Origin of the sequence: Paracoccus salsus (genome assembly GCF_021556615.1) — a bacterium.
Taxonomy (GTDB): domain Bacteria; phylum Pseudomonadota; class Alphaproteobacteria; order Rhodobacterales; family Rhodobacteraceae; genus Paracoccus; species Paracoccus salsus.
This window is the reverse complement of the sequence record NZ_JAKGGD010000005.1, coordinates 63,932-84,892: the sequence shown is the minus strand read 5'-3', so window position 1 is coordinate 84,892 and position 20,961 is coordinate 63,932. Positions and strand designations below refer to the sequence as shown.

Sequence of the window (20,961 nt, the reverse complement as noted above, 5' to 3'; positions counted from 1 at the left end):
CACACCGGGCCCGCGTGCATGAGCGATCATGACGATGAATATGGCGACCCGGCTCGCCCAAACTGTCGCAGGATCAGCAAAGCCGCCTACGCTCGCATGTCCTATTCGCGCGCCCTGCACGCCTTCGGACCTTGCACCCGGACTTGGCTTGGCTATAACCCCGGACGATTTGCGCCGATCCAAGACAGCCCGGAGGCTTCGATGCCGAAAAGAACCGATATCAAATCGATCCTGATCATCGGGGCGGGGCCGATCGTCATCGGACAGGCCTGCGAATTCGACTATTCCGGTGCCCAGGCCTGCAAGGCGCTGCGCGAGGAAGGTTACCGGGTCATCCTGGTCAACTCGAACCCGGCCACGATCATGACCGATCCCGAGATGGCAGACGCCACCTATATCGAGCCGATCACCCCCGAAATCGTCGAGAAGATCATCGCCAAGGAGCGCCCCGATGCGCTGTTGCCGACGATGGGCGGCCAGACCGGGCTGAACACCGCTCTGGCTCTGGCCGACGCGGGCGTTCTGAACCGCTATGGGGTCGAACTGATCGGCGCGCAGCGCAGCGCGATCGAGATGGCCGAGGATCGCAAGCTTTTCCGCGAGGCGATGGACCGTATCGGGCTGGAGAACCCGCGCGCCACGATCATCGCCGCGCCCAGACTGACCAGCGGCAAGTTCGACATCTCGGCTGGGGTGACACAGGCGATCGACGCGCTGGAGGACATCGGCCTGCCCGCGATCATCCGCCCGGCCTACACGCTGGGAGGAACCGGCGGCGGCGTCGCCTATAACCGCGACGACTATGAGCGGATCGTCCGGTCGGGGCTGGATGCCTCGCCCGTCGCGCAGGTCCTGATCGACGAAAGCCTGCTGGGCTGGAAGGAGTTCGAGATGGAGGTCGTGCGGGATCGCAACGACAACGCCATCATCGTCTGCGCCATCGAGAACATCGACCCGATGGGGGTTCATACCGGCGACTCGATCACCGTCGCCCCCGCCCTGACCCTGACCGACCGCGAATACCAGATCATGCGCAACGGTTCGATCGCGGTCCTGCGCGAGATCGGCGTGGAAACCGGCGGATCGAACGTGCAATGGGCGATCAACCCCGATGATGGTCGGATGGTCGTGATCGAGATGAACCCGCGGGTCAGTCGGTCTTCGGCGCTGGCGTCGAAGGCGACCGGCTTCCCGATCGCCAAGATCGCCGCGAAACTGGCCGTGGGCTACACGCTGGACGAGCTGGACAATGACATCACCAAGGTCACGCCGGCCAGCTTCGAACCCTCGATCGATTATGTCGTCACCAAGATCCCGCGCTTCGCCTTCGAGAAATTTCCCGGATCCAAGCCGGAACTCACCACCGCGATGAAATCCGTGGGCGAGGTCATGGCGATCGGGCGCAGCTTCCACGAATCGCTGCAAAAGGCGCTGGCGTCGATGGAAAACGGCCTGACGGGTCTGGACGAGATCGCGATCGAAGGCGCGGCCGAGCAGGGCAAGCCCGCCGTCATCGCGGCACTGTCCCGCGCCACCCCCGACCGCATTCGCGTGATCGCCGAGGCGATGCGCTTCGGCCTCAGCGACGCCGAGATCCAGCGCGTCACCCGTTTCGACCCCTGGTTCCTGTCGCGCATCCGCGAGATCGTCGAGACCGAACACCAGATCCGCGAAAACGGCCTGCCCGCCGCCGCCGAGGATCTTCGCGCGATCAAGATGATGGGATTCACCGACGCCCGCCTCGGGCATCTGACCGATCGCGACGAAGCCGATATCCGCCGCGCCCGCAACGCCGCCAATATCCGCCCGGTCTTCAAGCGCATCGACACCTGCGCGGCCGAATTCGAGGCGCAGACCCCCTACATGTATTCCACCTACGAGGCCCCGGCGATGGGCGAGGTGGAATGCGAATCGCGCCCCACCGGCGCGAAGAAGGTCGTGATCCTCGGCGGCGGCCCCAACCGCATCGGCCAGGGGATCGAATTCGACTATTGCTGCTGCCACGCCTGTTTCGCGCTGACCGATGCCGGCTACGAGACCATCATGATCAACTGCAACCCCGAGACCGTCTCGACCGACTACGACACCTCGGACCGGCTCTATTTCGAACCGCTCACCCTCGAACATGTCCTCGAAATCCTGCGCGTCGAGCAGCAGAACGGCACGCTGCACGGCGTCATCGTCCAGTTCGGCGGCCAGACGCCCCTGAAACTCGCCAACGCGCTCGAGGCCGAGGGCATCCCGATCCTCGGCACCACGCCCGACGCCATCGACCTGGCCGAGGACCGCGAACGCTTCCAGGACCTGCTGAACCGCCTGAACCTGCGCCAGCCGGTCAACGGCATCGCCCACAGCGACGCCGAGGCGATCGCGATCGCGACACGCATCGGCTTCCCGCTGGTCATCCGCCCCTCCTACGTGCTGGGCGGCCGCGCGATGGAGATCGTGCGCGACATGGACCACCTGAAACGCTACATCACCGAGGCCGTGACCGTCTCGGGCAGGAACCCCGTCCTGCTCGACAGCTACCTCTCGGGCGCGATCGAGGTCGATGTGGACGCCCTCAGCGACGGCGAGGCCGTCCACGTCGCCGGCATCATGGAACATATCGAGGAAGCCGGCGTCCATTCCGGCGACAGCGCCTGCTCGCTGCCCCCCCACACGCTGGACGCCGCCACCCTCGACGAACTGAAACGCCAGACCGCCGCGATGGCCCGCGCCCTGCGCGTCGTCGGGCTGATGAACGTCCAGTTCGCGATCAAGGACGGCGACATCTACGTGCTCGAGGTCAACCCCCGCGCCTCGCGCACCGTGCCCTTCGTCGCCAAGGCCACCGACAGCGCCATCGCCTCCATCGCCGCCCGCCTGATGGCCGGCGAGCCGATGTCGAACTTCCCCGAACGCGCCCCCTATCCCGCCGATGCGGGGCCCGAGGATGACCTGCCCTTCGCCGATCCGCTGACGCTGGCCGACCCGATCACGCCCTGGTTTTCGGTGAAAGAGGCGGTGCTGCCCTTCGCCCGCTTCCCCGGCGTCGATACGCTGCTGGGCCCGGAAATGCGCTCGACCGGCGAGGTGATGGGCTGGGACCGCAACTTCCCGCGCGCCTTCCTCAAGGCGCAGATGGGCGCCGGCACGCATCTGCCGCATGAGGGCCGCGTCTTCCTGTCGGTCAAGGACGCCGACAAGTCCGACGCGATGGCCCAGGCGGCGCGCGACCTGGTGGCGATGGGCTTTTCCATCGTCGCCACCTCCGGCACCGCCGATTTCCTCGCCGCGCACGGCGTCGACACGACCCGCGTGAACAAGGTCTACGAGGGGCGCCCGAACATCGTCGACCGCCTCAAGAACGACGAGATCGCCATGGTCCTGAACACCACCGAGGGCGTCCAGGCCATCGCCGACTCGCGCGAGATCCGCGCCGTCGCCCTCTACGACAAGATCCCCTACTTCACCACCGCCGCCGGCAGCATCGCCGCCGTGGCGGCGATCAAGTCACGCGAGGAGGGGGAAGTCGGGGTGCGAAGCTTGCAGGCGTAAAACACCCCTATCGACAAAGCGCGCGCAGTGACTGTAGGCTGAGAAATATTGATCTTACTCAAGATGTCTGTATGACTGCTATACCTCTCGCCTCGGTCTTACCTGGCGCATCCCCTTTTCGCGATGCGAACGTGAATAGAACCTATCGGGGCCTAGTACTCCGTCGTGACGGGGGCACAGCACACGGCGTAATCAAGGATCTATCGCCCCTACAGCTTGCTAACGAGATAATCGCTTGGCTTTTCGCAAAAGGACTAAAGCTGAAAATTCCGAACGCATATTTAGCGATCGCGGATCAATCGAATCTACTTACAACCGATGCCCCGAAGCTCGGGAATTCCGGAGCGTCTCTAGTATTCGTTAGTGAGGACCTTGGGGTTCCAAACCTATACAGACGAATAGAGGCGAGCGCGGACCAGAAAGAAGCATTTGGAATTTTTCTCGAATGGGCCGACCTTGGAAAAACTTATGCCTTCGATGCTTGGATTGCGAATACAGACCGTCATCCTCGCAATTTTCTCTACGGCGGCCCTGATAATATTTGGCTTATCGATCATGGCCACGCATTTAATGGCCCTTTTGGGGACTTCCGGAAGTTACAGGCAGAATTTGCCTACCAAAGTAAGCTAGCGGATTGGGTATCGCCGAAACTCACTCCAAGGCAAAAAGTAGACTGTCGTAAAAAAGCGGGCGCAATCGAGCGGGCGCTAGCTGGGCTAGACATAGAGCAAGAATTATCGGATCATTCGGTGCAGACGCTCATGGGTAAAGGAGACATCGATGCGATCCAAGGATTCCTTACTGCGCGTGCTAATCACGTGGTGAGGCTTGCCTGTGAAGCGCTCGGTATGCCTAAGTTGGTATGATGAACGAAGTGGTGCTAGACAGCTATGGCTTTCCCCGCTGGCGGGATGAGGTCCGCGCCAAATGGGCGCCGCTTGTGTTTTCTCCAATTCCCGGATCGTATGAGAGGCTCGTCGTTGCATGTGCTGTCGTGGGCCCTGGGAGCCATCACGTTCAGGTCGGAAACCAACTGAGCAGGTTAGGATGTCTCTATGGGGCAGAGGCTGAGATTATCAGTAGCGCCGTCTATCACCTAGTTAATAGTTTAGCAGAGGATATTAAGCAGCGGGGAATAGAGGCGCTTCTTGAGCCGCGGCTTGCGCTTGAAGGGGCCGAACTCGGACGCGTCAGAGAAGCTGCTGGTCAAAGTGTCGAAAGTATTGCTCATGATTGGCTCGCCACGCTCTCATCTTTCCACATCGCTCCAAAGAAAGACGCAGACATTTTGCTGCGTGCTGCTCACTCTCTCTCGGATGCCAAGTCACGAGTAGATAGTTTGCCTATTATGGTTTTTGATTCGCTCAGTAAGAAGCATCTTGAGTTGTCAGCCTATTTCTCCGAGGATATACGTAATGGGCGTGTGAGGAGGCGCAGAAATTCGGCTTTTGAAGTGACTATCGATTTTTCTGGTAAAAAACTTGTGGCCAACTTTGCGACTCTAGGCGCAGGTGGTGTTTCTGCTTCAGCTGGGAACATAAAGGAGCGTCTTTGGGATCTAAAAGTAGACCGAGAACGCGACAAATCTAAAAAAGTTCGCGCGCATGAGCTTATAATTAAGCTTCCTGATGACGATCATCCAGAACTTACTGACCGCAAGCGGCAGAATTTTTCGGCGGTGCTTAGCAGTCTTGAGGCTCAAGCCGATGAAGCTGAAATGCGCCTGAGATCTTTCACATCAGTGCGATCAATTTCTGAGCATATTGAGAAACGGGAAGCAGCATAACAAGAACCGGAATCGCAAGGTTCAGACTCCAAGCAATCCTACACCTCCCCGATCCCGTTGCGCTTCTTCATCTCCTCCATCAGCGCCCGCCGCGCGGCGGGTGACATCGTGGCGATGCGGTCGCGGATCGGCACGTCGGGCACGTCGTCCGGCGCGCGCCGGCCCGTCGGGGTCTCGGGGCCCGGCGGCGCCGCGTGCCGGCGCTCGTCATCCCCGAATTCCGGGCGCAGGCCGTCCAGCATCTCGTGCTCGCGCCGCGCAAGGTAATCCATCGTCTCGCCGCCCCGGATCAGCCCCGCCAGCCTTGCATGCATCCACACCGACATCAGCCGGTTGACCCTCACCTGCCAGTCCGGACCCATGCTGCGAAAGAACGCCACCAGATCCCCGTCCAGCCGCAGCGTGACCCGCGTCTTGGCCTTGCTCGGTTTCTCGCGCGCGATCTGGTGCCATTCCTCGGGGATCCGCATCCGGTCCAGGATCGTGCTGTGCAGATCCCATTCCAGCATCCGCATCGCGTCGGCCATGTAGTGGTAATTGACCCGCCGCGTCTCTTCCGCCTTGCTGATGCCCATCGCCGGACGTGCCCCTTGCTGCCTGCCCGCCAGCCTGCTGCGGCGCGGTTAACGCGGCCTTAACGTCCCGCGCGTTGTCGGTGTACGCGCTGTGTACGCCCGGTGCCCCCCTGGTGCACGGCTTGTGCGGCGGCGATCTTCGGCCTAGACGCATCCCCACCCCGCCAAGGAGCCGCCCATGCACACCGTCTCGCTGATCGCCGCGCCCGCCAGGGCCAACCTCGAAAGCGCGCTTCTGGACGGGCTGGCCAGGACCTGGGACGGCACCGGCCCGCGCTGGCTGAACCCTGGAATCGCTGGGGAATTCGACATTCCGGCGCTGCCCTCGGACGCCGACCAGGTCTGGTCCGACCTGCAGGCCATCGGCATCGACCTGGCCATCCAGCCCACCGCCGGCCGCCGCAAGACGATCCTGCTCGCCGACATGGACTCGACCATGATCGACCAGGAATGCATCGACGAACTCGCCGACCTCGCCGGCACCGGCCCCCGCGTCGCCGCCATCACCGCCCGCGCCATGAACGGCGAGCTGAACTTTCACGAGGCCTTGGTCGAACGGGTCAACCTGTTGGCGGGATTGCAGGAATCCGTAATCCAGGAGGTGCTGGAGACCCGCATCACCCTGGCTGCCGGCGGACGCGAGCTGGTCGCCACGATGCGCGCCAACGGCGGCTACACGGCGCTGGTCTCGGGGGGGTTCACCTCGTTCACGGGGCCGGTCGCGAGGCGGCTGGGCTTTGACGAGCACCGCGCCAACACGCTGCTCGTCGAGGACGGCGTGCTGACCGGTCATGTGGCGCTGCCGGTACTGGGGCGCGAGGCGAAGGTCGAGGCGCTGCGGCAGATCGCCGACATGCGAAACCTGACACCCGCGACCGTGATCGCGGTAGGCGACGGCGCAAACGATCTTGACATGCTGAGCCTGGCCGGGACCGGCGTCGCGTTGCATGCCAAGCCAGCAGTTGCCGCGCAGGCGCAGATCCGGATCAACCACGCAGATCTGACGGCGCTGCTGTATCTGCAGGGATACCGCGCCGCCGAGTTCGTCGCGGGCTGACACGGCCGCGTTCAGAGCCTTGCCTGCGTCTTGGCAAGCGCGCAGTCGGGCACGGAACGCGCGCCCTGAGAAAATATTTCCTGCTGGCGCGGAACCGCGAAGCCCCGTCGCTGACGGTGCCTTTACAAGCCGCGGCCAAAAGCGCATTGCCGCGCCGATGTTCGAACTGACACTTGATCTTGCCCTGCTGCTGATCGCCGCCGGATTTGCGGCCGGCTTCATCGACTCGATTGCCGGAGGCGGCGGGTTGATCACCGTGCCCGCCCTGATGCTGGCGGGGCTGCCGCCCGCGCAGGCGCTGGCCACCAACAAGGTGCAGGGAGTCTTCGGGGCTGCGACCGCGGCCGTCAGCTATGCCGCGCGCGGGCTTGTCGATCTGCGGACGCAGTGGCGCGCCGCCCTGGTCGCGGCGGTCGGTGGCGTGCTGGGCGCGGCGCTGGTCAGCTATCTGCCGACCGAGCTGCTGCGGCTGGGCCTGCCGGTCATCCTGATCGGGATCGCGATCTTCTTTGCGCTCAAGCCCGGCCTGAACGACCTGGACCGCATCCGCCGCGTCTCGCCGGCGCTGTTCACAGCCGCCGTCGTGCCGCTGATCGGCTTTTACGACGGCCTGATGGGACCCGGGGCGGGGTCATTCTACATGATCGCCTTCGTGACGATGGCCGGTTACGGGGTGCTGAAGGCCACCGCGCATACCAAGCTTCTGAATTTGTTTTCTAATCTGGGCGGGTTGCTGACCTTTACGTTGGTCGGGCAGCCGATGTGGCTGCTGGGTATCACGATGGGGCTGGCGCAGGTCGTCGGTGCGGCGCTGGGGGCGCGGCTGGCGGCCCGGATCGGGGCGCGGTTGATCAAGCCGCTGCTTGTCTTCACCTCGACCGCGCTGGCGCTTCGGCTGATCTGGCAAATGCTTTGACAATGGATGACCGACGCCCGCTCTGCCAAGGGGCGCCGACCGATCCTCTGACGGAGCGACGGTCCGGGGGGGAGGGCCGTCCTCGCGGTCATTCAACCACATAACTGCGTCGGATTCGTGACGGGTCAGCGCGGGAAGCCGGTCGATGTCCGCATTTCGCCGGTAGCAATGCCGCGCCAGTTGCGGATCGGGTCGCTCAGAAGACGCGAAACGACCGGGTCGCCGCGGTCCAGCACGCCCACATGGACAAGCAGGGCGGCGATCGCCGCCTCGGCCGCCCGAGTCGCGCCGTCACAGATCTTCAGCGCGATCGCCAGACCCTGATCCGGCAGGATCGCCACGAACAGCCCCTCGGCCCCGGTCTTGACGGCCGCGCGCCCATTCATGGCGCGCATCAGCAAAGTGCAGGACCGGTCCTCGCCTGCCACCAGTTCGGGTTGGGCGCGCATCGCATCGACCAGCCGACGCATCGCCCGACCGCGGCGGTCCTGACGGGGGTTGGCGAAGGCTGCCATCGCGCGACCCAGCCCCTCGAGCGTGCACGACCAGTTCGGCGCCGAGCAACCGTCGATCCCGTATCCGCGGCTGTCCTCTTCCGTCACATCCTCGAAGGCGGACCGGACCGCCCGCTGGACCGGATGCGCCGGATCGACATAGTCCGCCTGGCCGCCCAGATGCCGGTTCAGGGTCAGGAACCCGGCATGTTTGCCAGAGCAGTTGTTGTGCAGTTGGCAGGGCGTCTCGTTTGTGCATGTCAAGCGGCGATGTTCGTTCCGGTCCATGGGCATGTGGACGCCGCATCGCAGGTCGGGTTCACCCAGACCCAGCGCCGCAAGCCACTGGCCGACCGCGTCGACATGCAGCCGGGCGCCGCTGTGACTGCCGCAGGCCAGGGCCAGGTGCCGATCGGTCAGGCCGGCCGCATTCGCCGCGCCGCTTTCGACCAGAGGAAGCGCCTGGATCATCTTGCACGAGGATCGCGGAAAAATGATCTGCGAAGGGCGGCCCCAGGCTTCGACGACCCCCCTGTCGTCGCAGACCAGCGCATGCCCGCAATGCAGGCTTTCGCACTGCCCGCCGCGCCACAATTCGATCAGTTCGGCCGAACGCATCGCAATTCCCCCTCCTGACAATTGCGCGATTTCCTGCCTTGCGCTCTTTTTCGCGCAATGATCTTGGCTATCCTGATCGGAGGTGGTTGAAAAGACCACAGCAATCAGGAACAACGCCGGGCGAAGCGGCGAAACGAATGGCAGGAGGCCAGAGCATGAACAATTTCACCCTGCGCGGCATGGCGGCCATGGCGATCGTGGTAGCCGGGCTCGGCATGGCGGGCGCACAGGAATCCACCAACGTCGTCGGGACCGAAGGCGACTGGACGGTGTTTGCGGCCGACAATCCGAAGGAATGCTGGGCGGTGTCACCCCCGAAATCCACGCTGAACAGCAAGGACGGCAAGGAGGTCGAGGTGACGCGCGGCGATATCCGGCTGTATGTGGCCTATCGGCCGGGTCAGAACGGCGAGGTCTCGTTCACGGGCGGATATCCGTTCGCACCGGATTCGACCGTCGAGGTCGATGTGGGCGGGCAGAAGTTCAACCTGTTCACCGAAGGCGAAAGCGCCTGGACCGGCAGCCCGTCCGAGGACCAGAAGCTGATCGGTGCCCTGCGGGCCGGAACGACGGCGGTCATCACCGGCCGTTCCTCGCGCGGGACCACCACCAAGGACAGCTTCAGCCTGTCGGGGATCACCGCCGCGACCAATACCGCGCAATCGCGCTGCCAGTAGCTCGCATCCGCCGGGGGGCGCGGCCCCCGTCACCTTGCGGTGAGCGGGGCGGGTAATTTGCACAGGGAAGACGGCGCAGGTTGAAAGACCGGCCGGTTTCGCTTATCTCGGGGCCTTTCTCGCAAGCCCCCGGTGATCTCATGTCCGCCCCCATCACGCAGGATGCCCTGACCGTTCCCCGCAAGCTGCCCGAGGGCGGGCGGACGAATATCGTCGGCCTGACCCGCGATCAGCTGCATGCGGCTCTGGTTCAGGCCGGGACGCCCGAAAACCAGGCGAAGATGCGCGTCGGACAGGTCTGGCAGTGGGTCTATCACTGGGGCGTGCGCGACTTCGCCGCGATGACCAATCTGGCCAAGGATTACCGCGCCCTCCTGGCGCAGCGATTCGAGATCTCGGTTCCCGAGGTGGTGACCCGGCAGGTCAGCGCGGACGGCACCCGCAAATATCTGCTGCGGATCGCAGGCGGTCACGAGGTCGAGACGGTCTATATCCCCGAAGAGGGGCGCGGCACGCTGTGCGTCAGCAGCCAGGTGGGGTGCACGCTGACCTGCTCGTTCTGTCATACCGGCACGCAGAAGCTGGTGCGCAACCTCACACCGGGCGAAATCGCGGGCCAGCTGATGGTGGCGCGGGACGACCTGGGCGAGTGGCCCGAACCCGGGGCGCCCAGGGACGAGACCCGCCTCATCAGCAACCTGGTGCTGATGGGCATGGGCGAGCCGCTGTATAATTTCGAGGCCGTGCGCGACGCGATGAAGGTGGTCATGGACGGCGAGGGGCTGAGCCTGTCGCGCCGCCGCATCACCCTGTCCACAAGCGGCGTCGTGCCCGAGATCGCCCGGACCGCCGAAGAGATCGGCTGCCTTCTGGCCGTCAGCTTCCACGCCACCACCGACGACGTCCGCGACAAGCTGGTGCCGATCAACAAGCGCTGGAACATCCAGACGCTGCTGGATGCCCTGCGCGACTATCCGCGCCTGTCGAATTCCGAACGGATCACCTTCGAATACGTGATGCTGGACGGCGTCAACGACAGCGACGAAGATGCGCGGCGGCTGGTCCGGCTGATCCGCGGCATCCCGGCCAAGATCAACCTGATCCCCTTCAACCCGTGGCCCGGCGCGCCCTACCAGCGCTCAGGCTGGGAACGGATCGAGGCCTTTGCGGACATCGTCTACAAGGCCGGCTACGCCAGCCCGATCCGCACCCCGCGCGGCGAGGACATCATGGCCGCCTGCGGCCAGCTGAAATCCGCGACCGAACGCGGCCGCAAAAGCCGCGCCCAGATCGCGCAGGAGGCGGCAGGCTAGTCGCGGCCGAGTGCCCGCGATCGTCTCGGCTCAATGTCTTGAGTGCGGGCAAATCCGACGCGTGAGCTCACCGCAAATGCAGCGTAATGGCCACTGCAGACCACTACTTGACTCAAGGGATAGGCAATACTTGAAAGCTGTGCGAGTATCGCCGCTGTCAGATCTAAGCTGCGGTGGAAGTGAACTATTATGCTGAAGTCTTTGTTGAAATCAGCATTTCGAGCGGTTGAAGCGGTTTACAATACGCCGGAAAGAAAAGGCGCTAGAGGTGAGCGGCGGGTGCACAACGCGCTTTCGTCGGTTCTTGACCAAAAAGACTATCGTGTGTTGTCTGATTTGATACTGCCGGTTTCAGGTGGCACGACGCAGTTAGATCACCTTGTACTATCTCGCTTTGGGATTTTCGTAATCGAAACCAAGAATATGTCAGGCTGGATTTTTGGCGGCGCTGACCAAAAGAAATGGAACCAAGTACAAAAAGGTGGAAAGCGCCACAGCTTTCAAAACCCACTTCGGCAGAACTACGCCCACGTTAAGGCCGTGCAGGATATTTTAGAAGTTAATGAAGATATCCTGTACAACTTCATAGTCTTCACCGGCAAGGCTGAACCAAAGACAGCTATGCCCGATAATGTTGCGTGGGGGTTGCGAGAGCTAGGCAAGCTCATTGCGCTGCGAAGAGAGCAGGTGCTCTCGGATTTGCAACTGAACGCTTACGCGAAAATACTCCGCGATAAGGCTTTGGATAACACTAAAGCGGTGCGCATGGAGCACCTTAAAAACATAGAAAAGAAAGCTGCAGCCAAAACGCGCATCCCAACAGGGAAGTCTGCCGGTGGCGAAGATTTGAAATCATGCCCGAAATGCGGCGCTGAGATGGTAAAGCGGACCAGTCGCAAAACAGGTAACGCTTTCTGGGGGTGTACAAGTTTTCCTAAGTGTAAAGGCACTCGAAAGGCTGTATAATCGTTTATTTGGAGCAGACTGTTCGCTCTTGGCTCAAAGCAAGAGTCACAGTTCCGCAGCTTGCGTGGATCGGTGGCGCTAGCACGGCTCTTTCCAGGCGTCGACGATCGCCACCGCCTCGGCTGCCGTCTCGACATAGCGGAACAGCTTCAGGTCGGTTTCGCTGATCGTTCCGGCCTCGGCCAGGGCCTGCCAGTTGATGATCCGGTCCCAGAACTCGGCTCCGAACAGCAGGATCGGGATGGGCTTCATGCGCCGGGTCTGGATCAGGGTCAGCGTCTCGAACAATTCGTCCAGCGTGCCGAAGCCGCCGGGAAACACGGTGATGGCGCGGGCGCGCATCAGGAAATGCATCTTGCGCACCGCGAAATAATGGAAATTGAAGCACAGGTCGGGCGTCACATAGATGTTGGGCGCCTGCTCGTGCGGCAGCACGATGCCCAGTCCGATCGAGGCGCCGCCGGCCTCGTCCGCGCCCATGTTTCCGGCCTCCATGACGCCCGGCCCGCCGCCGGTGCAGATGACGAAGTCACGGCCATAGCTGGCCAGGCTGCGCTCGGTCATCATCCGCGCAAAGACCCGCGCCTCCTCGTAGTATTTCGACAAAGCGGCCAGTATCGGCGTGCGGGCCTGGTCCGCGTCGTCGGGTGACGGGATGCGGGCGCCGCCAAACATCACCACGGTGGATTCGATGCCGCGTTCGTCCATGATCATCTGCGGCTTCAACAGCTCCAGCTGAAGCCGGACCGGGCGCAGCTCCTCGCGCAGCATGAAATCCCGGTCGGTGAAGGCCAGCCGATAGGCGGGCGCACGCGTCTGGGGCGTCTGCGGCGAGCGGTCCGCGCGCGCCACGTCCTCGTCGCTGTGCGGGAAGGGATGGGCGCGTTCGTCTTCGGCGCTGTCGGTCATCGGGGCCTCGCTTCGGGGCGCACGCGGATTGCGCGGGCTTTCCCTGACGCTTATAGCCCTGAAGAGACAGTTTCCACCCGGACGCAACAGATCGAAGAGAGGCCCCGATGACCCAAGCCCTGGAACATGCCATCGAAACCGCGTGGGACAACCGCGCGGACATCACCAGTGCGACCCAGGGCGAGGTGCGCGAGGCCGTCAACGAGACGCTGAACCGTCTGGACGAGGGGCGGCTGCGGGTGGCCGAGAAACGCGGCGCGGACTGGCATGTGAATCAGTGGGCGAAGAAGGCCGTGCTGCTGTCCTTCCGCCTGAACGACATGGAAGAGATGTCGGGCGGTCCGCAGGGCGGCAACTGGTGGGACAAGGTGCCCTCGAAATTCGCCGGCTGGGGCGACAATCAGTGGCGTGCGGCCGGGTTCCGCGCGGTGCCGGGGTCGATTGTGCGGCGATCGGCGTTCATCGGCAAGGGTGCGGTGCTGATGCCGTCCTTTGTCAATCTGGGGGCGCATGTCGGCGAGGGCACGATGGTCGATACCTGGGCCACCGTCGGGTCCTGTGCGCAGATCGGCAGGAATGTCCACCTGTCGGGCGGGGTCGGGATCGGCGGCGTGCTGGAGCCGTTGCAAGCCGGTCCGACCATCATCGAGGACGAATGCTTCATCGGCGCGCGGTCCGAAGTGGTCGAGGGCTGCATCGTGCGCGAAGGGTCGGTCCTGGGGATGGGCGTCTTCATCGGCCAGTCCACCAAGATCGTCGATCGCGAGACCGGCAACGTCATGTATGGCGAGGTGCCCGCAGGGTCCGTCGTGGTGGCCGGCTCGATGCCGTCGAAAAACGGCGTGAACCTGTATTGCGCCGTGATCGTCAAGCGCGTGGACGCCCGCACCCGTTCGAAGACCTCGGTCAACGAATTGCTGCGCGACTGAGCGCGGCAGCTTTCAAGGGGGACGGCGGCGTGTGCGGACGTGACGGGGCGGACTGGTGAGCACCTTGTATATCGACGCCGACGCCTGCCCGGTCAAGGCCGAGGCCGAGCGGGTGGCGACGCGGTTGCGTGTGCCGATGGTTCTGGTCTGCAATGGCGGACTGCGACCGTCCGCCAACCCGCTGGTGTCGCTGGTCATCGTGCCCGAGGGGCCGGATGTCGCCGATCAGTGGATCGCCGATCGCTGCGGCAGGGGAGACGTCGTGGTCACCTCCGACCTGCCGCTGGCGGACCGCTGCCTGAAGTCGGGCGCGCAGGTGGTCCAGCATGACGGCGAGGTGCTGAGCATGGCCAATATCGGGCCTCGGCTGGCGACGCGCGATCTGATGTCCGATATCCGGGCTGCCAATCCGTTCCATCAGGGCGGCGGCGCAGCGTTCTCGAAGGCGAACCGGTCGCGCTTCCTGCAATCGCTGGATCGCGTCCTGGCGGCCGCGCTGCGCGGCTGAACGCGGCATCGGGCGAACATTCGCGGCGGTATGGGCGTTATACCCTGTCATGAGCAACAGGCGGGCGCCGGAGGAGGGATGTGCAGGAACATGTGAGCATCGTGGACCTGATCGAACGGGTCGAGACCGCCTCGGACGAGGGAAGCACCAGCGTCGGGCAGATCCTTGCGGTACTGGGACAGGGCTCGTTCTCGCCCAACCTGCTGATCCCGGCGCTTGGAGTCGCGTCGCCGCTGTCGGGCGTGCCGCTGTTCTCAAGTTTCTGCGGCATCATCATCGCGCTGGTTTCGCTTCAGATGCTGTCGGGTCGGGACCATATCTGGCTTCCGGAAGCGGTGAAGGCAAGGCGGGTCCGCACCGCCCGGCTGGTCCAGGTGGCAGAGATGCTGAAGCGACCTGCGCGCCTGCTGGACCGGATGACGCGACAGCGGCTGACCTTCATGTTCAGGTTCCCTTTTCACCTGCTGTCGCTGCTGATCTGCATGATCTGCGGATTGCTGATGCCGTTCATGGAACTGGTGCCGTTCACGTCCTCGATCGCGGGAGGCATCGTGGCGCTGTTCGCCTTTGGCATGCTGGCGCGCGACGGCGTCTTCACGTTGCTGGGGTTCCTGGTGCTGCCAGGCCTTTTTGCGGCGATCGCGGGCCTGCTTGCCTGAATCCGCCGGATGCTTCCTCGGCCTTGGCGGCCACGCCCGGGACCGGGCCGCGCGCCCCCCGGTCGCGGCCGCGATCGCCGGCGACGGGACGCGCCCTGGTCCCGCGCTCAGCCCTGCGGCTTGATCTTGTCGGCCTTGCCCGTCGTGAAAGCCTCGAGCCTGGCCTTTGCGGCCTCCTGGGTGTTCACCACGCCCGCCACGACGGCCTCGGCATAGGCGGCATCCAGACCGCTCATGTTCTGCATGTGGCTGATTGCCGAGCAGATCGCGAAATTGGACAGCGGCGGGTTCCGCGCGGCGTTCCGTGCAATGTCCCATGCCGTTGCCTCGGCATCCTCGACAAGATACTGGCACAGGCCGACATCCACAGCCTCTTGCCCGCGATACAGTCGGCCCGACAGCATCATGTCGATCATCCGTGCCTTGCCGATCAGGTCCGCGACGCGGATCGTCGCGCCGCCACCCGTGAACAGGCCGCGCTGACCCTCGGGCAGGCCGAAATACGTGCCCGGTCCGGCGACCCGGATATGGGCGGCCGAGGCCAGTTCCAGTCCGCCGCCGACCACCGCGCCCTTGAGCACCGCGATCACCGGGACTCCGCCATATTCCATCTTGTTGAACGCCTCGTGCCAGCGCAGGCAGACATGCATGAAATCGCCGGCAGAGCGGTTCTCGCGGTGATGTTCGACCAGATCAAGGCCGGCGCTGAAATGATCGCCCTTCGCCTGAAGGATCGCCGCCTTCACCCCGGCACGCGGAAGCGTCGTGAAGATGTCGACCAGCTCGTCGATTGTCGCAAGATCCAGCGCATTCCGCTTGTCGGGACGATTGAGCGTGACGGTGGCGATTCCGTCATCCGTCACCTCCAGCAGGATATTGGCCAGCTTCAGATCCGCAATATTGCGCATGATGTCCTCCGTCTTTGCGGCGAAACGGTTAGCGCGCAGCGGCGCCCGGGTCGAGCGGCATCGCGCATCAGCCCTGGCCGATCAGCAGGATCACCACCGGCAGGGTCACGATGCTGGCGACGGTCGAGATCAGGATCGCCGCCGAAACCCTTTGCTGGGCGACACCGAAATACTGCGCGAGGATATAGACGTTGCCGGCGACCGGCAGCGCCGCCGCCGCGACCATCACGCCGGCGGCAAACGGCTCGACCCCCAGCGCAAGCGATGCCAGCCCGACCGAGGCGGGATGCAGGAACAGCTTGGCCCCGCTGAGCCAGGCCGAGGTCGCCAGCCGGCCAAGCCGCAGCCGCGCGAGGCTCGCGCCGATCGCGAACAGGGCGCCGGGCGTCGCGGCAGCCCCCAGCAGGATCAGGAACTCGTTCATGGGCCCCGGCATCGGCAAGCCGAAATATGCCCAGGTCAGCCCGGCCAGCATCGACAGGATCATCGGGTTCGCGACAACGCCGCGAAGCACCGGCAACAGGGCGCCCAGCCTCAGGCCGCCGCTGCGCGAGCCGTGGATGATCAGCGTGATCAGGGTCGAGAATGCCAGCATGTCGATGGTCAGCACCATCAGGACCGGCCCGACCGCGGCTTCACCCAGCAGCACGACCAGCATGGGAACGCCCAGAAAGCCGGTGTTGCCGATCATGCAGCACTGTGCCTCCATCGCCGCTTCGGGGACGGCAAGCCCGCGCGCAAGACCGCCGACCAGGCCGATCAGCCAGACCAGGCTGGAGCCGGCAAGATAGGCCAGCACGAAGCGCGCGTCGAACAGTGCGCCCAGATCCAGCCCTGCGGCAAAGCGGAACAGCATCGCAGACAGCGCAAAGTAGAACACAAACCTGGTCAGCCAGACCGCGCCCTCTTCGGGAAAGAACCGTGTGCGCGCGGCCAGCCAGCCGAGGCCGATCAGCCCGAAAAACGGCAAGGTCTTCAGAAACACGTCCAGCATCAGAGGTTGGACATCGGCTCGGGCGGGAGTCTGCCTTGCAGCCGCCCGCGCAAGGCTGCGAAGGTCCGGGCGCGGTCAGAAGGGGCCGAGGGCCGGTCATTCATGAAGCGTCCCTTCGCGGGTTCAGCCGGAACCGATCAGCACCCCGGTCGCGAACACCAGACCACCGCCCACCACGACTTGCAAGGCCGCGCGCCAGAAGGGTGTCTGCATCCAGCGGTTCTGGATCCAGGCGATCACCCACAATTCGACGAAGACGACGATGCAGGCGATGATCGTCGCGGTCCAGAAATGCGGGATCAGATAGGGCAGGGCGTGCCCCAGCCCGCCAATCGCCGTCATCACCCCCGACGCGATTCCGCGCTTGATCGGAGATCCGCGCCCCGAGACCACGCCGTCATCCGACGCCGCCTCGGTAAAGCCCATGCTGATCCCCGCCCCCAGGCTTGCCGCCAGCCCGACCAGGAAGGTCGTGCCGGTATCCTGGGTCGCGAAGGCAGTGGCGAAAATGGGCGCCAGTGTCGAGACGCTGCCATCCATCAGCCCCGCCAGCCCCGGCTGGACCCAGGTCAGCACGAACTCGCGATGGGCCACGGCCTCTTCATCTTCACGGGCCTCGGCCGTCAGGTGCGCGTCCGCCAGTTCGGTCGCCCGCTCTTCGTGACCGCGCTCGGCCGCGGCGAGGTCGCCCAGCAGCTTCCGGGTCGATGCATCGCTGCTGGCCTGCGCGGCGCGGGCATAGAACTCTGCGGCATCGCGTTCCATCACCCTGGCTTCGTCCCGGATCGTGTCCAGCGACAGGTTCTGCATCATCCAGGCTGGGCGACGGGTGTAATAGCCCGCCACATGCTCGCGCCGGACCACCGGGACCGTTTCGCCGAACCGTGCCCGATAGCCGTCAAGCAGGCGCCGCCGATGCCCGTCTTCCTCTGCCGCCATGCCGTCGAAGACGGCCGCCGTGGCAGCATAATCCGCGCGCAGGTATTCGGCCCAGTTGCGGTAGATCCGGGCGTCGTCTTCCTCGGACGAGATTGCCAGCGCCAGAATCTCCTGCTCGCTGAGTTCCGAGAATCGCTTTCGCGAAAAGGGGAATGTCAATTTCATCTGCGGTACTCGGATATCCTATGAGGTGAGGCCGCTCGCGGCAAAGGGGGCGGAAGGCCCCCGCTCGACGGTGAATTCCTGCGCGCCGTCGCCAAGCGCGCGCGTGCCTATGATGGCATGGCCTGCCTGGCTGCAGAAATGCGGCACATCGACCGCGGCCATCGGATCGGTGGCGACCAGCGTCAGCCGCGACCCCGGAGCCGCGGCCTGCAAGGCCTTGCGCAGGCGCAGGACCGGTAACGGACACAGAAGGCCGCGGGCATCGATGGTGGTCGGCTGGGTCACGACATCCCTGCTGTCTGCGCCAGACACCATTCCCGCATGGCTTCGGGGCGGATCTGCTGGCCCATGCCACCGCAAAACCCGGAAAATTCGGTGCGTTGTTCGGCAGGAACATGCATCAGGACCGGCAGCCCGCCTGCCACCGCCTGCGCGATCACCGCGTGAAATCCGCGTCCGATTGCCTCTTGTCGGCCAAATTTCGGCAGAATCAGCAACTCCGCGCCCTCCAGCCGGAGGCCGACCCGCGCCGCGGCCGTTTCCAGCGCCCCGGCGTCCAGGCGGCAGCCTGTCGAGCCGCGCCCCAGCGACTGCGAGATACGGATCGGCCGATCTTCCTCGCCGATCACGACCACATCCATGTCGCAGGCGCTGTCCGGCCCGGGAACCGAGTTGCGCTGAACCGCGCCGGCGAGGCGCAGACCGGTCCCGACAAGATCCGCCGCCAGACTTTCCAGCATCCGGTCTGCCGCCCCTGGGGCGGCGTTCTCGGCGAGCGCGAACCAGCCCAGCATCAGACCCCGCTCTCCAGCGCGAATTTCATCAGACCGTTGATCCCGTCCACCCCCAGCTTCTTCTTCAGCGCCGACGAGGTATTGGCGGCCGTCTTGTAGCTGACGCCCAACTCGTCCGCGATTGCTTGCAGGCTGAACCCGCGACCGATCAGACCAAGGACCTGCGTCTCACGCTCGGACAGCGCGGCAAGCGGGTCGGCGCTTGCGCCCGCGCGCATGGTCGCAAGCGCGACCGCCTGCCGGGCCGACAGGTAGAACTCGCCCGCCTCCAGCGTCCTGACCGCCTCGCGGAAATCGGCTGGCGGGGCGTTCTTCGACAGAAAGCCGTGGGCTCCGGCCTGCAGGGCACGGGCCGCAAAGCCCGTCTGGTCATTCATCGAGAAGACCAGGATCCGCGCTTCGGGCGCGGCGTGCTGCAGCGGTGCGACCAGATCCAGCCCACCCGCGCCGGGCAGGCTGATATCCAGCACGATCAGCGAAGGCTTCTGGCCGTCCCCGAGCTGTGCCAGGGCCTCCTCGCCTGACATCGCCTGGGCGATCGGGTCATAGCCCAGATCCCGCAGCAGGCGACTGGCGCCCAGATGGGTGATGGGGTGGTCGTCGATGACCAGCGCAGCTTTCATCCGTTTGCCTCATCCGCCCTGCGTGCGTGGCAGGCTTGCCTCGATGGTGGTTCCGCTCTCATCCGATGACAGATGCAGACTGCCGCCAAGCAGGGTGATCCGCTCGCGCATGCCGGTCAGCCCGGTGCCTTCGCGGTGGCCTTCGGCGAAGCCCTTCCCGTCATCGGACAGGATCATGCGCCAATGCGCCGGATCGGTCCAGAGCCGGATTCGCACCCGACCTGCGCCCGAATGGCGCAGCGCGTTCGTGGTGCCCTCCTGAACGATGCGGAACAGCGTCAGGGCGGTGGCCTCGTCCGGTTCGGGAAGGCCCGAGGCAATGTCCAGATCCAGTGTGATGGCGGGAAAGCGGCGCGCGAGGTCGGCTGTATAGTCCGACAGCACCGTTACCAGCGGCAGTTGCCCGACCGCGGCGGGGCGCAGATCGTCAAGAAGGGCGCGGTTCACGCGCGCGATCTCTTCGGCGATGGCCGCGATGGCCTCGGCCTGGGCGGCGATGTCTGGCCCGGCTGCGGCAGCACGCAGCGCATCGGCCTCGACCCGCAGGCCGAACAGGCAGGGACCCATTTCGTCATGCAGGTCGCGGGCGATGGACTTGCGTTCCTCGTCGCCCCGGCTGACGACCTGACGTTGCAGACGCGCGCGGTCGAACTGCGCCTGCTGCAAGGCACCGGCCAGCCGGTCGACCCCGGCGGCAAGCGGCACCAGGTCTGGCTGATGCATCCGGCCGACACGTGTTGTCAGGTCGCCACGGGTCAGATCGGCCAGCCGCCCCGCGATCATGTCCAGCGGCCGCAGCGCCCGGCGGGTGGCGATCAGGATCAGCAATGATTGGGCCAGCGCGGCCAACCCGGCCAGGCTCAGGGTCGTGCGGATTTCGCGCCACGCGGCGGCGATCTCGGCGGCCGGATCGCTGGCGATGTAGACAAAGCCCCTCAGGCGGCCCTCCAGCACCACCGGCAGCCGGGTTTCCAGTGGCTCGGGCGTGACCAGTGCGGCGAACCAGCCCGGAGCCCCGGCATGGGATTCGGTCGGCACCGCAGGTTCGCGGACCATGCCGTCTCGCGGGTCCAGTATGAGGATCCGGGTGTGGCGCGGCGGCACCAGCTGATCTGTCAGCCGGGACAGCAGCCGGTCCGGGGGAACGGCACCCTGCATCGTGCCGATCGTGGCCACCACCAGCGACCGTGCCGTCTGTGCCGCAAGCCGGGTCTCGGTGGCGATCTCGCGGCGCAGATTGTCGATGCTGGCCGCTGCCAGAGCGGCAAACAGCAGCGCCTGCACGGTCAGGATCACCAGCAGGATGCGCGTGGTCAGGGGCAGCCGGGTCAACATGCGCCGCAGCTTGGCCGATCGCGCGTGCGCCGTCCATCTCTGGCGGCGATGGCGCCGCGCCCTGCCGTGCCTGCCGCGAATATTCCGGCCCGGCCGACGATCGGCGCGTGTCGGGGTGGTCATGGCTGTCGGGTGATTTCGTTGCGCCCGGCGTCTGCGGATGCGGTGGGCCATCCGACCGGACTGCGCCTCGCGGGGCATGTCGTCGTCAACGACAAGGGCGATTATTGCCGGATCACCGATGGACTGTCGCGGC

21 protein-coding genes are annotated in these 20,961 nt (G+C 64.8%); 11 read left to right on the top strand and 10 right to left on the bottom strand.

Annotation, left to right across the window (positions count from 1 at the left end; all coding sequences use genetic code 11):
- Window positions 1-201 precede the first annotated feature (201 nt).
- The 3 genes from carB (at window position 202) to L1965_RS11165 (ending at window position 5,326) form a co-directional block, all read left to right on the top strand.
- Window positions 202-3,540: a carbamoyl-phosphate synthase large subunit gene (gene carB, locus L1965_RS11175; protein WP_235756525.1), complete on the top strand. Its 3,339-nt coding sequence runs from the start codon at window positions 202-204 to the stop codon at window positions 3,538-3,540.
- A 71-nt stretch (window positions 3,541-3,611) separates the two neighbouring features.
- Window positions 3,612-4,406 carry a HipA family kinase gene (locus tag L1965_RS11170; protein WP_235756524.1) on the top strand — a complete coding sequence of 265 codons (795 nt, stop codon included), beginning with the start codon at window positions 3,612-3,614 and terminating at the stop codon, window positions 4,404-4,406.
- On the top strand, window positions 4,406-5,326 hold the full coding sequence (locus L1965_RS11165) for an NADPH-dependent FMN reductase family protein (RefSeq protein WP_235756523.1): 921 nt from the start codon (window positions 4,406-4,408) through the stop codon (window positions 5,324-5,326). The genes L1965_RS11170 and L1965_RS11165 overlap by 1 nt, the downstream gene beginning before the upstream one ends.
- Window positions 5,327-5,364: 38 nt before the next feature.
- Here the strand turns inward: L1965_RS11165 and L1965_RS11160 are convergent, their stop codons facing one another.
- Window positions 5,365-5,901: a BrnA antitoxin family protein gene (locus L1965_RS11160; protein ID WP_235756522.1), complete on the bottom strand. Its 537-nt coding sequence runs from the start codon at window positions 5,899-5,901 to the stop codon at window positions 5,365-5,367.
- A gap of 178 nt (window positions 5,902-6,079) precedes the next feature.
- Between L1965_RS11160 and serB the strand changes: the two genes are divergently transcribed.
- Window positions 6,080-6,958 (top strand): phosphoserine phosphatase SerB, encoded by an 879-nt coding sequence (gene serB / locus L1965_RS11155; RefSeq protein ID WP_235756521.1) that lies wholly within the window; start codon window positions 6,080-6,082, stop codon window positions 6,956-6,958.
- Window positions 6,959-7,115: 157 nt separating this feature from the next.
- On the top strand, window positions 7,116-7,874 hold the full coding sequence (locus L1965_RS11150) for a TSUP family transporter (RefSeq protein ID WP_235756520.1): 759 nt from the start codon (window positions 7,116-7,118) through the stop codon (window positions 7,872-7,874).
- Window positions 7,875-7,999: 125 nt separating this feature from the next.
- Here L1965_RS11150 and L1965_RS11145 read toward each other — a convergent pair whose 3' ends face one another.
- On the bottom strand, window positions 8,000-8,986 hold the full coding sequence (locus L1965_RS11145; RefSeq protein ID WP_235756519.1) for an asparaginase: 987 nt from the start codon (window positions 8,984-8,986) through the stop codon (window positions 8,000-8,002).
- 155 nt (window positions 8,987-9,141) lie between these two features.
- On the opposite strand from L1965_RS11145, the gene L1965_RS11140 reads away from it, so the two are divergent.
- The 3 genes from L1965_RS11140 to L1965_RS11130 all read left to right on the top strand — a co-directional run bounded on the left by L1965_RS11140 (window position 9,142) and on the right by L1965_RS11130 (window position 11,942).
- Window positions 9,142-9,663 carry an invasion associated locus B family protein gene (locus L1965_RS11140; RefSeq protein WP_439332084.1) on the top strand — a complete coding sequence of 174 codons (522 nt, stop codon included), beginning with the start codon at window positions 9,142-9,144 and terminating at the stop codon, window positions 9,661-9,663.
- A 140-nt stretch (window positions 9,664-9,803) separates the two neighbouring features.
- Window positions 9,804-10,976: a dual-specificity RNA methyltransferase RlmN gene (gene rlmN, locus L1965_RS11135; protein WP_235756518.1), complete on the top strand. Its 1,173-nt coding sequence runs from the start codon at window positions 9,804-9,806 to the stop codon at window positions 10,974-10,976.
- Window positions 10,977-11,165: 189 nt separating this feature from the next.
- Entirely contained in the window at window positions 11,166-11,942 is a 777-nt protein-coding gene (locus L1965_RS11130; protein WP_235756517.1) for an NERD domain-containing protein, read from the top strand.
- A gap of 78 nt (window positions 11,943-12,020) precedes the next feature.
- On the opposite strand, the gene L1965_RS11125 is transcribed toward L1965_RS11130, so the two are convergent.
- Complete coding sequence (locus tag L1965_RS11125; RefSeq protein ID WP_235756516.1) at window positions 12,021-12,851, bottom strand: LOG family protein; 831 nt, start codon at window positions 12,849-12,851, stop codon at window positions 12,021-12,023.
- 107 nt (window positions 12,852-12,958) lie between these two features.
- Here L1965_RS11125 and dapD point away from each other — a divergent pair, with 107 nt between their 5' ends.
- The 3 genes from dapD to L1965_RS11110 all read left to right on the top strand — a co-directional run bounded on the left by dapD (window position 12,959) and on the right by L1965_RS11110 (window position 14,947).
- Entirely contained in the window at window positions 12,959-13,780 is an 822-nt protein-coding gene (gene dapD, locus L1965_RS11120; protein ID WP_235756515.1) for a 2,3,4,5-tetrahydropyridine-2,6-dicarboxylate N-succinyltransferase, read from the top strand.
- A 55-nt stretch (window positions 13,781-13,835) separates the two neighbouring features.
- Window positions 13,836-14,288 carry a YaiI/YqxD family protein gene (locus tag L1965_RS11115; RefSeq protein WP_235756514.1) on the top strand — a complete coding sequence of 151 codons (453 nt, stop codon included), beginning with the start codon at window positions 13,836-13,838 and terminating at the stop codon, window positions 14,286-14,288.
- 92 nt (window positions 14,289-14,380) lie between these two features.
- A complete protein-coding gene (locus tag L1965_RS11110; RefSeq protein WP_235756513.1) occupies window positions 14,381-14,947 on the top strand; it encodes an exopolysaccharide biosynthesis protein in 567 nt (188 codons plus the stop codon).
- Window positions 14,948-15,054: 107 nt separating this feature from the next.
- On the opposite strand, the gene L1965_RS11105 is transcribed toward L1965_RS11110, so the two are convergent.
- The 7 genes from L1965_RS11105 to L1965_RS11075 form a co-directional block, all read right to left on the bottom strand.
- Window positions 15,055-15,855 carry a crotonase/enoyl-CoA hydratase family protein gene (locus L1965_RS11105; protein ID WP_235756512.1) on the bottom strand — a complete coding sequence of 267 codons (801 nt, stop codon included), beginning with the start codon at window positions 15,853-15,855 and terminating at the stop codon, window positions 15,055-15,057.
- Between the two features lie 67 nt (window positions 15,856-15,922).
- Window positions 15,923-16,849 carry an AEC family transporter gene (locus tag L1965_RS11100; RefSeq protein ID WP_235756511.1) on the bottom strand — a complete coding sequence of 309 codons (927 nt, stop codon included), beginning with the start codon at window positions 16,847-16,849 and terminating at the stop codon, window positions 15,923-15,925.
- 123 nt (window positions 16,850-16,972) lie between these two features.
- Entirely contained in the window at window positions 16,973-17,953 is a 981-nt protein-coding gene (gene mbfA, locus L1965_RS11095; protein WP_235756510.1) for an iron exporter MbfA, read from the bottom strand.
- 18 nt (window positions 17,954-17,971) lie between these two features.
- Window positions 17,972-18,238 carry a sulfurtransferase TusA family protein gene (locus L1965_RS11090; protein ID WP_235756509.1) on the bottom strand — a complete coding sequence of 89 codons (267 nt, stop codon included), beginning with the start codon at window positions 18,236-18,238 and terminating at the stop codon, window positions 17,972-17,974.
- A complete protein-coding gene (locus L1965_RS11085) occupies window positions 18,235-18,747 on the bottom strand; it encodes a DUF2478 domain-containing protein (protein WP_235756508.1) in 513 nt (170 codons plus the stop codon). The genes L1965_RS11090 and L1965_RS11085 overlap by 4 nt, the downstream gene beginning before the upstream one ends.
- Complete coding sequence (locus tag L1965_RS11080) at window positions 18,747-19,370, bottom strand: response regulator (RefSeq protein WP_235756507.1); 624 nt, start codon at window positions 19,368-19,370, stop codon at window positions 18,747-18,749. The genes L1965_RS11085 and L1965_RS11080 overlap by 1 nt, the downstream gene beginning before the upstream one ends.
- Before the next feature lie 9 nt (window positions 19,371-19,379).
- Window positions 19,380-20,705, bottom strand: coding sequence for an ATP-binding protein (locus tag L1965_RS11075; protein WP_235756506.1), 1,326 nt, complete (start codon window positions 20,703-20,705; stop codon window positions 19,380-19,382).
- Window positions 20,706-20,961 lie beyond the last annotated feature (256 nt).